The following is a 15,452-nucleotide window of genomic DNA, read 5'->3' as shown; positions in this document are numbered from 1 at the left end:
GCGTGCGGCAATGAAGCTCAGGAAAGCGAAGGACTCGGCCATGGCAACGGCGCCCAGCGTCTCGTACTCGATGACGGTCAGGCTGGAGGTGCCCGCGAGCGGCACAGCGGTCTCCCAGCTCACCACAGCCGTGGAGTCCTCCGGTGGCTCGGTCACCGGCCTCGACGTGACCGCTTCCGGCCACGAGAAGCTGCGGATCGACGTCACCATCGCGGCATCCTCCACCTCGCACGCGGACGAGATCGTCGAGGGACTGCGCGACATCGAGGGCGTCGTCCTCGGCAAGGTCTCCGACCGTACGTTCCTGATGCACCTCGGCGGCAAGATCGAGATGGCGTCCAAGCACCCCATCCGCAACCGTGACGACCTCTCCATGATCTACACCCCGGGTGTGGCCCGGGTCTGCATGGCGATCGCCGAGAACCCCGAGGACGCCCGCCGCCTGACCATCAAGCGGAACTCCGTCGCGGTGGTCACGGACGGCTCGGCCGTGCTCGGCCTGGGCAACATCGGCCCGATGGCCTCACTCCCCGTGATGGAGGGCAAGGCCGCCCTGTTCAAGCGCTTCGCCGGCATCGACGCCTGGCCGATCTGCCTGGACACCCAGGACACCGACGAGATCGTCTCCATCGTGAAGGCGATCGCCCCCGGCTTCGCGGGGATCAATCTGGAGGACATCTCCGCCCCCCGCTGCTTCGAGATCGAGGCACGGCTGCGCGAGGCCCTGGACATCCCGGTCTTCCACGACGACCAGCACGGCACCGCGATCGTCGTCCTGGCGGCGCTGACCAACGCGCTGCGGGTCGTGGGCAAGGCGGTCGGCGACGTGCGGGTCGTCATGTCGGGTGCCGGCGCGGCCGGCACGGCCATCCTGAAGCTGCTCATCGCCGCGGGCGTCAAGCACGCGGTCGTCGCCGACATCCACGGCGTGGTGCACGCGGGCCGCGAGGACCTGGTGGACGCGACCCCGGACTCGCCCCTGCGCTGGATCGCCGACAACACCAACCCCGAGGGCGTCACCGGCACCCTCAAGGAGGCCGTCGTCGGCGCCGACGTCTTCATCGGCGTCTCGGCCCCCAACGTCCTGGACGGCGACGACGTCGCGGCGATGGCCAAGGGCGCCATCGTGTTCGCGCTCGCGAACCCGGACCCCGAGGTCGACCCCGCAATCGCCCGCGAGACGGCGGCAGTTGTCGCCACCGGCCGTTCCGACTTCCCGAACCAGATCAACAACGTGCTGGTCTTCCCGGGCGTCTTCCGCGGTCTGCTGGACGCTCAGTCCCGCACCGTCAACACGGAGATGATGCTCGCCGCCGCGCGCGCCCTCGCCGACGTCGTCGCCGAGGACGAGGTGAACGCGAACTACATCATCCCGTCGGTCTTCAACGACAAGGTCGCGGGCGCCGTCGCCGGCGCGGTGCGTGAGGCCGCGAAGGCCGCCGGTGTCGCCGAGGCCGCGGCGGACCCGGCGTAAGGTTCTTTTCCGTCGACGGCCCTGTCGCACGCCGTCCGCAGGGGCCGCCCAAGGCCCCCGCTGACGGTGCCGTACCTCACGCCGGGGCGCGCCGTACGGCGCGTCGCGGGTCGCGGCGTCCCAAACGCCCCTTTAGGGTGGGCGGGCAGCGGGCCCCCCAGGCCCGGCATCCGCTGCGGACCGCTCCAACAAGTCGACGGAACGTCATCACAGGCATGCGGTGGTGCTTTTCGTGTGACGTCGAGAGGTTCCGGATTGGCGTTAGCGCCGCAGGTGGGGGCAGGATGCGTATTCGGGCGCGAGGGTCTGACATCAGACCCGGGTCCGGGGACTGTCAGAGGGCCCTGGCAGCATCGGCTTCGATCTCACGCCTCACAGGCAAGAAGAACACGGGAGTACAAACATGAACCGCAGTGAGCTGGTGGCCGCCCTGGCCGACCGTGCCGAGGTGACCCGCAAGGACGCCGACGCCGTTCTGGCCGCGCTCGCCGAGACCGTCGGCGAGATCGTCGCCAAGGGCGACGAGAAGGTCACCATCCCCGGCTTCCTGACCTTCGAGCGCACCCACCGTGCCGCTCGCACCGCTCGTAACCCGCAGACCGGCGACCCGATCAACATCCCGGCCGGCTACAGCGTGAAGGTCTCCGCGGGCTCCAAGCTCAAGGAAGCCGCCAAGGGCAAGTAAGGCCCCCGAGGCAGCAAGAAGGGCGGCCGTCCCGACCAGGACGGCCGCCCTTCGGCATGCCTGGGCATATGTCAGCAGCCCGCACCACGCGCGCCGCACGGCCGTGCGGGCGCTGTGAGGCGGGCTGCGGCGCCTCGGCGCCCCGGAGCGGACCGGGAGGCCTCCTCCCGGTCCGTTCGGCGCTGTACGGGCGCTCAGCGGCGTCCGCGCGGATCCCGGGAGCGGGGCGGGGACCGGGGGACGGACGAGAACCGCCGCCCCGGTCCCTCGTACGGGGACCGGGGCGGCGGACTGTGGTGCAAAGGCGCAATGCTGTGTGCGGCAGCACTGTGCGTGCGCCGGAGCGCGTCGGGCGGGGCGTCAGACGAGTGAGCCGCCCGGCAGCTCGACCTTCGCGCCGAGCTTCTCCAGCTTGTCCATGAAGTTCTCGTAGCCGCGGTTGATCAGGTCGATGCCGTGCACCCGGGAGGTGCCCTGCGCCGCCAGAGCGGCGATGAGGTACGAGAAACCGCCCCGCAGGTCCGGGATGACCAGATCCGCGCCCTGGAGCTTCGTGGGACCGGAGACGACTGCCGAGTGCAGGAAGTTCCGCTGCCCGAAGCGGCAGTCGGAGCCCCCGAGGCACTCGCGGTAGAGCTGGATGTGCGCGCCCATCTGGTTGAGCGCCGAGGTGAAGCCGAGCCGGGACTCGTAGACCGTCTCGTGGACGATCGACAGGCCGGCGGCCTGCGTCAGCGCCACCACGAGGGGCTGCTGCCAGTCGGTCTGGAAGCCGGGGTGCACGTCCGTCTCCAGGGCGATGGCGTTCAGCGCGCCGCCCGGGTGCCAGAAGCGAATGCCCTCGTCGTCGATCTCGAAGGCGCCACCGACCCTGCGGTAGGTGTTCAGGAAGGTCATCATCGAGCGCTGCTGGGCGCCGCGCACGTAGATGTTGCCCTCGGTCGCCAGGGCCGCGGACGCCCAGGAGGCGGCCTCCAGGCGGTCCGGGATCGCCCGGTGGGTGTAACCGTCGAGCTTGTCGACACCGGTGATCCGGATGGTCCGGTCGGTGTCCATGGAGATGATCGCGCCCATCTTCTGCAGTACGCAGATGAGGTCCTCGATCTCCGGCTCGACGGCCGCGTTGGACAGCTCGGTGACGCCCTCGGCGAGGACGGCGGTCAGCAGCACCTGTTCGGTGGAGCCCACCGACGGGTACGGCAGCCGGATCTTGGTGCCCCGCAGCCGCTGCGGGGCCTCCAGGTACTGGCCGTCCGCCCGCTTCTCGATGGTCGCGCCGAACTGGCGGAGCACCTCGAAGTGGAAGTCGATCGGCCGGCCGCCGATGTCGCAGCCGCCGAGGCCGGGGATGAAGGCGTGGCCCAGCCGGTGCAGCAGCGGGCCGCAGAAAAGGATCGGGATGCGCGACGAGCCCGCGTGGGCATCGATGTCGGCGACGTTCGCGCTCTCGACGTGGGACGGGTCGAGGATGAGTTCGCCCGGCTCGTCACCGGGGCGGACGGTCACGCCGTGCAGCTGCAGCAGCCCTCGGACCACCCGCACGTCGCGGATGTCGGGCACGTTGCGGAGCCGGCTGGGCCCGCTGCCGAGCAGTGCGGCGACCATCGCCTTCGGCACCAGGTTCTTGGCGCCTCGGACGCGGATCTCGCCCTCCAGCGGGGTTCCGCCGTGGACAAGCAGGACATCGTCTGTGCCGGTCATGTATCTCGCGTTCCGGAGTGGTCGGGCAGGGGGCCAACAAAAGGGTAATGGCCGCACACCCCCCTTCCGTAAGGCGCCGGGGGGCGTACGAACGTCATGAATCCGCCACAACACGTTCTGCTCCCCGGGCCTTGCGGAGGGTCACCGTCCGGGCGGACGGTCCGTGAGCCCGCCGAACGTGCGCTCTCCGTGCGCCCTGGACGCATCCGTACGCCCTGAGCTGCGCGGGGGCGCGAGGCGGGACCGGGCGGGTCACTTGGTCCCCGCGCGGGGCGAAGATGCGGGATCATCTGTGCCATGACGGAGGTGTCCTCGCTCACAGGGCGGCTGCTCGTGGCCGCACCCGCCCTCGCGGACCCGAATTTCGACCGCGCGGTGGTGCTGCTCCTCGACCACGACGAGGAGGGCTCGCTCGGTGTGGTCCTGAACCGCCCGACCCCCGTCGGCGTGGGGGACATCCTCGCGTCCTGGGCGGGCCTGGCGGGCGAGCCGGACGTGGTCTTCCAGGGCGGCCCCGTCTCGCTGGACTCCGCGCTCGGGGTGGCGGTGATCCCCGGGGACGAGGGGCCCCTGGGCTGGCGCCGGGTGCACGGGGCGATCGGCCTGGTGGACCTGGAGGCGCCGCCCGAGCTGCTGGCCGCCGCCCTCGGCTCGCTGCGGATCTTCGCCGGGTACGCGGGCTGGGGACCCGGGCAGCTGGAGACGGAGCTCACGGACGGCGCCTGGTACGTGGTCGAGTCGGAGCCCGGCGACGTCTCGTCGCCACGCCCGGAGAACCTCTGGCGGGCGGTCCTGCGGCGCCAGCGCAGCGAACTGGCGATGATCGCGACGTATCCGGACGACCCTTCGCTGAACTGATGCCCGGAGCTTTCAGTACGCTTGGCAGTTATGAGCACTCTTGAGCCCGAGCGCGGGGCAGGTACGGGGACCCTCGTAGAGCCGACGCCGCAGGTGTCGAACGGCGACGGTGACCACGAGCGCTACGCCCATTACGTCCAGAAGGACAAGATCATGGCGAGCGCCCTGGAGGGCACTCCCGTGGTCGCACTCTGCGGCAAGGTCTGGGTCCCGGGGCGCGACCCCAAGAAGTACCCGGTCTGTCCCATGTGCAAGGAGATCTACGAGTCCATGGGCGCCGGTGGCGACAAGGGCAAGGGCAAGGACGGCAAGGACAGCGGCAAGAAGTAGCCCGCCGGCCTCCTCTTTTTCCACCACCCCTTCCTCCACCCTCATCCAGCTCCACCCGGACTCATCAGGCCCCCGGGGCCGCGCGGCGACGCGCGGCTCCGGGGGCCTTCGTATGCCCTGATCCTTTCGCCCCCGGACTCACCCCCGGACTCGCCCCCGGACTCGCCTCCGCCGCGGGCCCTCCGAGTGGTCCGCGCCCGCGGAGGACGCGACAGCCTCGGGACCGGTGCGCGTTGCACGGGCTGCACCGCGTGGTCACAGAGTGGTTGAGACCACTTGTCGGCGTGCGGACACACCCTTAGTCTCCTGCCAGTTGTGCAGAACGAAATGCCCGTTGCGCATGCTGCAACGATTGACCGGTAGGGGTTCCGGATGAAGCTTTCTGCCCGAATTGCCGCCCCGGCCGCGGCTCTTGTGCTGGCGGGGCTCACCGCCACCGCCTGCGCGCCGCAGACCTCCGACACCAGCGCCAAGGGGGACGAGAAGTCCGGCACCCTCCGCGTCTGGCTCTTCCAGGAGGTCGGCAACAAGCCCAAGGAGAAGGTCGTCGACGCCGCGGTCGCCGACTTCGAGAAGTCCCACAAGGGCGCCGAGGTGGAGATCGAGTACATACCGGTCGACACCCGCGCCCAGCGCATCAAGGCCGCCTTCAACGACCCGAAGAGCGCGCCCGACCTCATCGAGTACGGCAACACCGACACCGCCGGCTACGTGAAGGACGGCGGACTCGCCGACGTCAGCGAGGAGTTCGCGGCCTGGGACGAGGCCAAGGACACCGACCCCACCGCCAAGCAGTCCGTGACGGTCGGCGGCAAGGTCTACGGGGCGCCGCTCTTCGTCGGCGTCCGGGCGCTCTACTACCGCACCGACGTCTTCGAGGACCTCGGCATCGAGCCCCCGAAGTCCCAGGACGAGCTGATCTCCACCGCCAGGAAGATCCACCAGAAGGAGCCGGACCTCTACGGCCTCGCTGTAGGCGGCGCCTACACCTACGGCGCCATGCCCTTCATCTGGGCGCAGGGCGGCGAACTGGCCGAGGACACCGGCGTCACCTACCGGTCCGCCATCAACAGCGCGAAGGCCCGCAAGGGCATCGAGGCCTACACCTCCCTCTTCGGCGACGACAACTGCCCGGCCTCCAAGTGCGCGGCCATGGGCGGCAACGCGACCGTCACCGCCTTCGCGTCCGGAAAGGCGGCCATGGCGATCGGCGGCGACTTCAGCCACGCGGCCGTCGAGGCGGGCGCCGTGAAGGGGAAGTACGCCGTCGTACCGCTGCCCGGCGTGAAGGAGGGCTCGATCGCCCCCGCCTTCGCCGGCGGCAACAACATCGGCGTCCTCAAGAGCAGTTCGCACCGCACCCTCGCGGTCGACCTGATGAAGTCGCTCACCGGCAAGAAGACCCAGGCGAAGATGTTCGACGCGATGGGCTTCCTGCCCACCTACACGGACGTGCTGAAGACCGCCGCGGAGAAGGAGCCCTTCGTCGGCCCCTTCGTCGAGACGCTCGGGGCGGGCGCGAAGTTCGTCCCCGCCTCCCCGGCCTGGGGCCAGATCGACGCCTCCCTGGTCCTGCCGACCATGTTCCAGGAGATCGTCAGCGGCCGTAAGGACGTCTCGGCCGCCTCCGACGCCGCGGCCGAGAAGATGGACGCGGCGTTCGCCGAAGCGGGCTGACGATGACCGCGAACACCACCCTGCACAAGGCACCCGGGCAGCCCGGGGCGGGCGGGCCCACGGCCCGCGCGCCCCGGCGCCGCCCGGCATCCCCCGCGCGGCGCTCCGGCTGGACCCCCTGGCTCTACCTGCTGCCCGCGCTCGTCCTGCTCGGCGGACTCCTCGTCTACCCGATCTACCAGCTGGGCCTGATCTCCTTCCTGGAGTACACCCAGGCCCAGGTCAGCGGCGGCGAACCGACCACCTTCCAGGGCTTCGGCAACTACGCCACCCTCTTCGGCGACAGCCAGTTCTGGCAGGTGCTCCTCGCGACCGTGCTCTTCGCCGCGGCCTGCGTGCTCGCCACCCTCTTCGTCGGCTGCGCCCTCGCCGTCCTGCTGACCCGGATCCGCGCCGTGCCCCGGCTGGCGCTCATGATGGCCGCGCTGGGCGCCTGGGCGACCCCTGCGATCACCGGCTCGACCGTCTGGGTCTTCCTCTTCGACCCGGACTTCGGACCGGTCAACAAGGTGCTCGGCCTCGGCGACTTCTCCTGGACCTACGGCCGCTGGAGCGCCTTCGCCCTCGTGCTCCTGGAAGTGCTCTGGTGCTCCTTCCCGTTCGTGATGGTGACGGTGTACGCGGGCATCCGGGCGATCCCCGCCGAGGTGCTGGAGGCGGCCTCCCTGGACGGTGCGTCCCAGTGGCGGATCTGGCGTTCGGTCATGGCCCCGATGCTGCGGCCGATCCTGGTCGTCGTCACCATCCAGTCGGTCATCTGGGACTTCAAGGTCTTCACCCAGATCTACGTCATGACCAACGGCGGCGGCATCGCGGGCCAGAACCTGGTGCTCAACGTGTACGCCTACCAAAAGGCGTTCGCGTCCTCGCAGTACAGCCTCGGCTCGGCGATCGGCGTCGTGATGCTGGTGATCCTGCTGGCCGTGACGCTGGTCTATCTGCGCCTCGTACGGCGCCAGGGGGAGGAACTGTGAGCGCACGTACGCTTCTGCGCGTCCGCCGGCCGGGCAGGCTGGCGGCGGAGGCAGCCGCCCTCCTGATCGCCGCGGCGGTCGCCTTCCCGCTGTACTGGATGGTGCTCTCCGCCTTCAAGCCGGCGGGCGAGATCCAGTCCACCGAGGCACGCCCCTGGACCCTCGCCCCGTCCCTCGACTCGTTCCGCAGGGTTTTCGAACAGCAGGAATTCGGCCGTTACTTCCTCAACAGCCTGCTCGTCGCCGGCACGGTCGTCATCGCCTCCGCGCTGATCGCCTTCCTCGCCGCGACGGCCGTCACCAGATTCCGCTTCAAGTTCCGCACGACCCTGCTCATCATGTTTCTCGTGGCACAGATGGTGCCGGTCGAAGCACTGACCATCCCGCTGTTCTTCCTGATGCGGGACTTCGGTCAGCTGAACACCCTGGGATCGCTGATCCTGCCCCATCTCGCCTTCTCGCTGCCTTTCGCGATCTGGATGCTGCGCGGTTTCGTCAAGGCCGTCCCCGACGCCCTGGAGGAGGCCGCCTACATCGACGGTGCCAGCCGTACCCGCTTCCTCTGGCAGATCCTCTTCCCGCTCGTCTTCCCCGGCCTCGTGGCGACGAGCGTCTTCTCCTTCATCTCGACCTGGAACGACTTCCTGTTCGCGAAATCGTTCATCATCAGCGACACCTCCCAGTCGACGCTGCCCATGGCGTTGCTGGTCTTCTTCAAGCCCGACGAGAACGACTGGGGAGGGATCATGGCGGCCTCGACGGTGATGACCATTCCCGTGCTGGTCTTCTTCGTCCTCGTACAGCGGCGCCTGGTCTCCGGACTCGGCGGAGCGGTGAAGGACTGACATGCACGACCTGATTCCCGCACCCCTGCGCACCGGCGACGGCGGCCGTTGCGGATTCCTCCCGGACGCCGCAACCACGATCACGGCGGGCCCCGGCACGGAAGGCACGGAGCGCTGGCTGCGCACCACCCTCGGAGCCGCCTTCGGCCTGCCCTTCGCGCCCGGCACCGAGGGCGCCGAGACGGCGGCCAACACCGTCGCGCTGCGCATCGACCCCGCGCTGGAGCCCGAGGGTTACCAGCTCGGCGTGGTGCCCGCCTGGGGCGTGCGGATCACCGGCGGGAGCGCCGCCGGCGTCTTCTGGGGGGCGCAGACCCTCCGTCAGCTCCTCGGCCCCGAGGCCTTCCGCCGCGCGCCCGCCGGCAACACCGGAACACCCGGCATCCCCGCCACGGATATCGAGGACGCGCCGCGCTTCGGCTGGCGGGGGATGATGCTCGACGTGGCACGGCACTTCATGCCCAAGGACGACGTGCTGCGCATGCTCGACCTGCTGGCCGCCCACAAACTGAACGTCTTCCACTTCCACCTCACGGACGACCAGGGCTGGCGCGTCGAGATCAAGCGTCATCCCCGGCTCACCGAGGTCGGCGCATGGCGCGCGCGCACCAAATTCGGCCACCGCGACTCCGAGTTGTGGGACGAGACCCCGCACGGCGGCTACTACACGCAGGACGACATCCGCGAAATCGTCGCCTACGCCGCCGAGCGGCATATCCGGGTCGTCCCGGAAATCGACATCCCGGGGCACTCGCAGGCAGCCATCAGCGCGTATCCGGAACTGGGCAACACCGATGTCGTCGACACCTCCGCTCTCACCGTGTGGGACACCTGGGGCGTCAATCCGAACGTACTCGCCCCCACCGACACCACCCTGCGCTTCTTCGAAGACGTCTTCGAGGAACTGCTCGACCTCTTCCCGGCCGGCACCTCGCCGTTCATCCACATCGGGGGCGACGAATGCCCCAAGGACCAGTGGAAGCAGTCGCCCACCGCGCAGGCCCGCATCACGGAACTCGGCCTGGCGGACGAGGACGAACTCCAGTCCTGGTTCATCCGCCACTTCGACCGGTGGTTCACGGACCGCGGCCGACGGCTCATCGGCTGGGACGAGATCCTTGAGGGCGGCCTCGCCGAGGGCGCGGCCGTGACCTCGTGGCGGGGATACGCGGGCGGGATCGCGGCCGCCGAGGCCGGGCACGACGTCGTGATGTGCCCCCTGCAACAGGTGTACCTGGACTACCGTCAGGACGGCGGCCCCGACGAGCCCATGCCCATCGGGTACGTCCGCACCCTGGAGGACGTCTACCGCTTCGAGCCCGTGCCCCCCGGCCTCTCCGACGAGGCGGCCGGTCACGTCATGGGCACCCAGGCCAACGTCTGGACCGAGGTCATGCAGAACAGGGCCCGCGTCGACTACCAGGTCTTCCCGAGGCTCGCCGCCTTCGCGGAGGTCGCCTGGTCCCGCCTCCCGGCCTCCGGGGAGCGGGACTTCGCCGGCTTCGAACGCCGGATGCAGACGCACTACGCCCGCCTCGACGCCCTGGGCGTGGACTACCGCCCGCCCACGGGGCCGCGTCCGTGGCAACGCCGGCCCGGCGTCCTGGGTCGTCCGATCGAGGGACCGCCTCCGACCGTGTGACCACCGTCCCGCACCCGGACCAGGGGAACGGAATAAGTCGTACGAACTCGCTGAAGAGTGGCAATTCGTACGCCAGGTGGAAGCTGTGCCAAAGCTGACTTTTCCCCTGGTCGGGGACGGAAACACCCTTCGCGGACCCTCGCGTCGGACAGCCCGGAAGATGTGCCAGAGTTGCCACGTCCCGGCCGTGAGCACGTACCGTACGGCGGACAGGCGGGACTGCCGGGACACCGGGAAGGGGCAGCTGGGTTGACCACGCACGCACCGCAGGCGATGCGGTCGGTAACGCTGCCGGCCTCGCTCGACGAGGCCGTGGCGGCTCTCGGCGCCATGCCCGCCGCCGTCCCCGTGGCCGGCGGCACAGACCTCATGGCGGCCGTCAACAAGGGCCTCCTTCGCCCCTCGGGACTGGTCGGCCTCAGCCGGATCAGTGAGCTGCGCGGCTGGCACTACCAGGACGGCCACGCCCTGCTCGGAGCCGGGCTCACCCACGCGCGCATGGGGCGGCCGGACTTCGCCGCCCTCATCCCCGCCCTCGCCGCGTCGGCGCGCGCTGCCGGACCGCCCCAGATCCGTAACGCCGGCACGCTCGGCGGGAACATCGCGTCCGCCGCCCCGACCGGCGACGCGCTGCCCGTCCTGGCCGCACTGGAGGCGGAGCTCGTCATCGCGGGCGCCGGGGGCTCCCGCCGCGAGATCCCCGTCTCCCACCTGCTGGCAGGCCGCGAGATGCTCGAACCCGCCGAGCTGATCGGCTTCGTCCGGGTACCGCTGCTGCACGCACCCCAGGTCTTCCTCAAGGCGACCGGCCGCACCGGCCCGGGCCGCGCCACTGCCTCCGTCGCGATCGTCCTGGACCCGGCCCGGCGCGGGGTGCGCTGCGCGGTGGGCGCGATCGCCCCCATGCCGCTGCGGCCCCTGGAGGCCGAGCGCTGGATCGCCTCCCTGATCGACTGGGACGGCGAACGCGGTGTGGCCCCCGACGCGCTGGCCGCCTTCGGCGAGTACGTCGCGGCCGCCTGCATCCCCGACCACGCACCACCGGAGGGCGGGGGAGAGGCACCCCCGCTGTCGCCGGCCGTTCTGCACCTGCGGCGCACCGTCGCCGCGCTCGCCCGACGCGCACTGGGGAGGGCACTGTCGTGAGCAATGAAGAGAACCCCGAGCAGCAGCACGGGCAGCCCGATCCGTACGCGGGCTGGCAGCCGACCCCCCAGGGCGGTGAGTACGACGCGGAGGCGACCGCCTTCGTCCACCTGGCCCCGGAGGACCTCGCCAACCTCGGCAACGACCCGCTGGCCGCGCCGGGCCACGGATACGTACCGCCGATGATCCTGCCGCTCACCCCTGCCGCCGGTCTCGACCCCTCGGCGACCGGCAGCTGGGTCCTTCAGACCCAGAGCCAGCAGGAGCGGGCGGCCGGCCACTCCACGAGCACGGAGCCCGCCCCGGACGCGGTCCACTGGCCCGACCCGAACCAGCAGCCGGAGCCGTACCAGCAGCCCTACCCGGACACGTCGCAGTACGGCCTGACGTCGTCCACGACGGCCCAGTGGAACTTCACCGAGAGCCTCCCCCCGGCCGAGCCCGAGCCCGAACCGGTGCCGGAGCCCGCCGGGCACACCGGCCAGTGGACGATCCCGGTGGCGGACGGCGACATCCCGGAGGAGTCCGGCGAGTTCGCCGCCTCGGCGCTCGCCGCGCCCTGGTACGCGGAGTCGGCCCCAGCCACCCTCCCCGGCGGTGCGCCCGCCCCCTGGGCGACGCAGGAACCCACGCCCGGGCCGGTGCACGAGCCGTCGGTGCCGCACGAGTCGGGGCCGGTGCACGAGCCGTCCGTATCGCACGAGTCCGGGAGCGCGGCCGAGGAGCCCCTGGCCGGGGCCCAGGAGGCCTTCACGCCGGCTCCGGAGGCACAGGCGACGGAGGCCCGGCCCACGGAGCCCTTCGCGCAAGCCCCGGCGGCTCACACGGACGTCCCGGAAGCCGCTGCGGAGACCGCAGGGGCCCCAGAGGCCCAGGAGGGCGCAGCCGAGCCCGGGAGGGCCGCCGAGACGGACACCGAGCCGGCGGAGCCCGTCCAGGAGCCTGCGGCCGGGACCGCGGAACCCGCCGCGGATGCCGGGCCCGCCCCGGAGACCGCTGACGAGCCCGCCGCGGAAGCGGGCCTCCCGCTCTCCGCCGACCCCGCTCCCGCGCTGTCCCAGGACACGGCCAGTGAGCACCCCTCCACCTCGTACGTCCTCCATGTGAACGGCGTGGACCGTCCGGTCAGCGACGCCTGGATCGGCGAGTCGCTCCTGTACGTGCTCCGGGAACGCCTCGGTCTCGCCGGGGCCAAGGACGGCTGCTCCCAGGGCGAGTGCGGTGCCTGCAACGTCCAGGTCGACGGCCGCCTCGTGGCGTCCTGCCTGGTGCCCGCGGCCACCACCGCGGGCAGCGAGGTCCGTACGGTCGAAGGCCTCGCCGTGAACGGCGAACCCTCCGACGTCCAGCGAGCGCTGGCCGAGTGCGGAGCCGTCCAGTGCGGCTTCTGCATCCCGGGGATGGCCATGACCGTCCACGACCTCCTGGAGGGCAACCACGCCCCCAGCGAGCTGGAGACGCGCCAGGCCCTGTGCGGCAACCTCTGCCGCTGCTCCGGCTACCGGGGCGTGCTCGACGCCGTACGCGAGGTCGTCGCCGGCCGGGAGGCGACCGCGGAGGCGGCGGCCACCGCACCGGAGGACGCGGAACCGCGCATCCCGCACCAGGCCGCCCCCGGAACGGGCGGCGTCCAGGCACCCGAGGGAGACGTCCGGTGAACACCGCACCGTCCCCCGCACGACCGGTCACCCCCACCGCCGACCACCGCCGCCGCAGCGGAGCGAACGACAAGGAGGCGGCGTGACCAGCGACGCAGCCACCGCGACCAGCACCCCCCGCACCACCCCGCAGCCCGAGGGCACCGAGCCGGCCCAGGAGGTGCCCGCGCTCGGACTGGGTGCGTCGCTGCCGCCCGCCGACGCCCGCGCCAAGACCGAGGGCACGTTCCCGTACGCGGCCGACCTGTGGGCCGAGGGACTGCTGTGGGCCGCGCTGCTGCGTTCCCCGCACCCGCACGCGCGCATCCTGTCGATCGACACCTCCGGCGCGGTCGGGATGCCGGGCGTGCGCGCGGTCGTCACGCACGAGGACATCCCCGGCGACGGCGCGTACGGCCGCCGGGTCGTCGACCGCCCCGTGTTCGCCTCCGACCTCGTGCGCCACCACGGCGAGGCGATCGCCGCCGTCGCGGCCGACCACCCCGACACCGCCCGGCTGGCCGCCGCGGCGATCACCGTCGAGTACGAGGTCCTCGAACCGGTCACCGACCCGGAGAAGGCCTTCGCCGCCGAACCCCTGCACCCCGACGGCAACCTCATCCGCCACATCCCGCTGCGCTACGGCGACCCGGACACCGTGGGCGAGGTCATCGTCGAGGGCCTGTACCGCATCGGCCGCCAGGACCCCGCACCGATCGGCGCCGAGGCCGGCCTCGCCGTGCCGCGCCCCGACGGGGGCGTCGAGCTCTACACGGCGTCCACCGACCCGCACACCGACCGCGACCTGGCCGCCGCCTGCTTCGGCCTGGACGCCGAGCGCGTGAAGGTCGTCGTGACGGGCGTCCCCGGGGCCACCGGCGACCGTGAGGACCCCGGCTTCCAGATCCCGCTCGGCCTGCTCGCCCTGCGCACCGGCTGCCCGGTCAAACTGGCCGCCACCCGCGAGGAGTCCTTCCTCGGCCACGCCCACCGCCACCCCACCCTGCTGCGCTACCGCCACCACGCGGACGCCGAGGGCAGGCTGGTCAAGGTCGAGGCCCAGATCCTCCTCGACGCGGGCGCGTACGCCGACTCCTCGTCCGAATCGCTGGCCGCGGCCGTGGCCTTCGCCTGCGGCCCGTACGTCGTCCCCCACGCCTTCATCGAGGGCTGGGCGGTCCGTACGAACAACCCGCCGTCCGGCCATGTGCGCGGCGAGGGCGCGATGCAGGTCTGCGCGGCCTACGAGGGCCAGATGGACAAGCTGGCCGCGAAGCTGGGCATCGACCCGGTCGAACTCCGCCTGCGCAACGCCCTCTCCACCGGCGACATCCTGCCCACCAGCCAGACCGTGACCTGCCCGGCCCCGGTCGCCGAACTCCTGCGCGAGATCCGTGAGTTCCCCCTGCCGGCGCTCCCCAAGGACGCCCCCGAGGACGACTGGCTGCTCCCGGGAGGCATGGAGGGCGCCGGTGAGCCCGGCGCCGTACGCCGGGGAGTCGGCTACGCGCTCGGCATGGTCCACATGCTCGGGGCGGAAGGCACGGACGAGGTCTCCACGGCCACGGTCCGGGTCCACGACGGGGTGGCCACCGTCATCTGCGCGGCCGTCGAGACCGGCCAGGGCTTCACCACCCTCGCCCGCCAGATCGTCCAGGAGACCCTGGGCGTCGAAGAGGTGCACGTGGCGGCGGTGGACACCGACCAGCCCCCCGCGGGCCCGGCGACGCACGGCCGCCACACCTGGGTCTCGGGCGGCGCGGTCGAACGCGCGGCCAAGATGGTCCGCACCCAGCTGCTCCAGCCGCTGGCCCACAAGTTCGGCATGTCCACGGAGCTTCTCCAGATCGCCGACGGCAAGATCACCTCCTACGACGGCGTGCTGTCCACGACGGTCACCGAGGCGATGGACGGCAAGGAACTCTGGGCCACCGCCCAGTGCCGCCCGCACCCCACCGAGCCGCTGGACGACTCCGGCCAGGGCGACGCCTTCGTCGGCCTCGCGTTCTGCGCCGTCCGCGCCGTGGTCGACGTCGACATCGAGCTCGGCTCGGTCCGGGTGGTCGAGATGGCCGTAGCCCAGGACGTCGGCCGGATCCTGAATCCGTCACAGCTCGCCACACGCATCGAGGCGGGCGTCACCCAGGGGATCGGCGCGGCCCTCACGGAGAACCTCCGCACGGCCCGAGGGGTCATCCGCCACCCGGACCTCACGGGCTACGCACTTCCGACGTCCTTGGACGCTCCGGACATTCGCATCGTCAAACTGATCGAGGAACGCGACGTCGTCGCCCCCTTCGGGGCCAAGGCCGCTTCCGCGGTACCGGTGGTGACCTCGCCCGCCGCGGTGGCCTCAGCGGTCCGCGCCGCGACGGGCCGCCCGGTCAACCGCCTCCCGATCCGTCCGCAGGCCGCCGTGGCCGTACCGAAGGCATGACGTGTGATTCACGTTGCACCTGCAACCCGGGGATGCGGGGTGTCAC

The 15,452-nt window shown here is 71.5% G+C and carries 12 protein-coding genes; 11 read left to right on the top strand and 1 reads right to left on the bottom strand.

Features of this window, described 5'->3' with window-relative positions:
* Window positions 1-40: 40 nt before the first annotated feature.
* Window positions 41-1,474 (top strand): NAD-dependent malic enzyme, encoded by a 1,434-nt coding sequence (locus ACFYQ6_RS05710; protein ID WP_361572167.1) that lies wholly within the window; start codon window positions 41-43, stop codon window positions 1,472-1,474.
* 403 nt (window positions 1,475-1,877) lie between these two features.
* Window positions 1,878-2,159 carry an HU family DNA-binding protein gene (locus ACFYQ6_RS05705; protein ID WP_003968811.1) on the top strand — a complete coding sequence of 94 codons (282 nt, stop codon included), beginning with the start codon at window positions 1,878-1,880 and terminating at the stop codon, window positions 2,157-2,159.
* Between the two features lie 360 nt (window positions 2,160-2,519).
* Here ACFYQ6_RS05705 and murA read toward each other — a convergent pair whose 3' ends face one another.
* The gene (gene murA / locus ACFYQ6_RS05700; protein WP_356734535.1) at window positions 2,520-3,860 is read right to left on the bottom strand and encodes a UDP-N-acetylglucosamine 1-carboxyvinyltransferase; all 1,341 of its coding nucleotides are present in this window, start codon (window positions 3,858-3,860) and stop codon (window positions 2,520-2,522) included.
* Window positions 3,861-4,157: 297 nt separating this feature from the next.
* On the opposite strand from murA, the gene ACFYQ6_RS05695 reads away from it, so the two are divergent.
* From ACFYQ6_RS05695 to ACFYQ6_RS05655, 9 genes are all read left to right on the top strand, one after another.
* On the top strand, window positions 4,158-4,718 hold the full coding sequence (locus ACFYQ6_RS05695; RefSeq protein WP_361572164.1) for a YqgE/AlgH family protein: 561 nt from the start codon (window positions 4,158-4,160) through the stop codon (window positions 4,716-4,718).
* A 30-nt stretch (window positions 4,719-4,748) separates the two neighbouring features.
* Window positions 4,749-5,048 (top strand): DUF3039 domain-containing protein, encoded by a 300-nt coding sequence (locus tag ACFYQ6_RS05690; protein WP_361572161.1) that lies wholly within the window; start codon window positions 4,749-4,751, stop codon window positions 5,046-5,048.
* A 372-nt stretch (window positions 5,049-5,420) separates the two neighbouring features.
* On the top strand, window positions 5,421-6,725 hold the full coding sequence (locus tag ACFYQ6_RS05685) for an extracellular solute-binding protein (protein WP_361572159.1): 1,305 nt from the start codon (window positions 5,421-5,423) through the stop codon (window positions 6,723-6,725).
* Window positions 6,726-6,727: 2 nt separating this feature from the next.
* Window positions 6,728-7,699, top strand: a complete 972-nt coding sequence (locus ACFYQ6_RS05680; protein ID WP_388760796.1) for a carbohydrate ABC transporter permease — start codon at window positions 6,728-6,730, stop codon at window positions 7,697-7,699.
* Window positions 7,696-8,544, top strand: coding sequence for a carbohydrate ABC transporter permease (locus tag ACFYQ6_RS05675; protein WP_361572154.1), 849 nt, complete (start codon window positions 7,696-7,698; stop codon window positions 8,542-8,544). The genes ACFYQ6_RS05680 and ACFYQ6_RS05675 overlap by 4 nt, the downstream gene beginning before the upstream one ends.
* A 1-nt stretch (window position 8,545) precedes the next feature.
* Window positions 8,546-10,186, top strand: a complete 1,641-nt coding sequence (locus ACFYQ6_RS05670) for a beta-N-acetylhexosaminidase (RefSeq protein ID WP_388760793.1) — start codon at window positions 8,546-8,548, stop codon at window positions 10,184-10,186.
* A gap of 249 nt (window positions 10,187-10,435) precedes the next feature.
* Window positions 10,436-11,332, top strand: a complete 897-nt coding sequence (locus ACFYQ6_RS05665) for an FAD binding domain-containing protein (RefSeq protein ID WP_356734549.1) — start codon at window positions 10,436-10,438, stop codon at window positions 11,330-11,332.
* The gene (locus ACFYQ6_RS05660) at window positions 11,329-12,990 is read left to right on the top strand and encodes a 2Fe-2S iron-sulfur cluster-binding protein (RefSeq protein ID WP_388760790.1); all 1,662 of its coding nucleotides are present in this window, start codon (window positions 11,329-11,331) and stop codon (window positions 12,988-12,990) included. Before ACFYQ6_RS05665 ends, ACFYQ6_RS05660 begins: the two co-directional genes overlap by 4 nt.
* Window positions 12,991-13,072: 82 nt before the next feature.
* Complete coding sequence (locus tag ACFYQ6_RS05655; protein WP_388760787.1) at window positions 13,073-15,406, top strand: xanthine dehydrogenase family protein molybdopterin-binding subunit; 2,334 nt, start codon at window positions 13,073-13,075, stop codon at window positions 15,404-15,406.
* Window positions 15,407-15,452 lie beyond the last annotated feature (46 nt).

The organism is Streptomyces sp. NPDC005494 (assembly GCF_042872025.1).
In the GTDB taxonomy this organism is placed as follows: Bacteria; Actinomycetota; Actinomycetes; order Streptomycetales; family Streptomycetaceae; genus Streptomyces.
The sequence above is the reverse complement of the archived record's forward strand: the minus strand, read 5'-3'. Positions and strand labels throughout refer to the sequence as shown.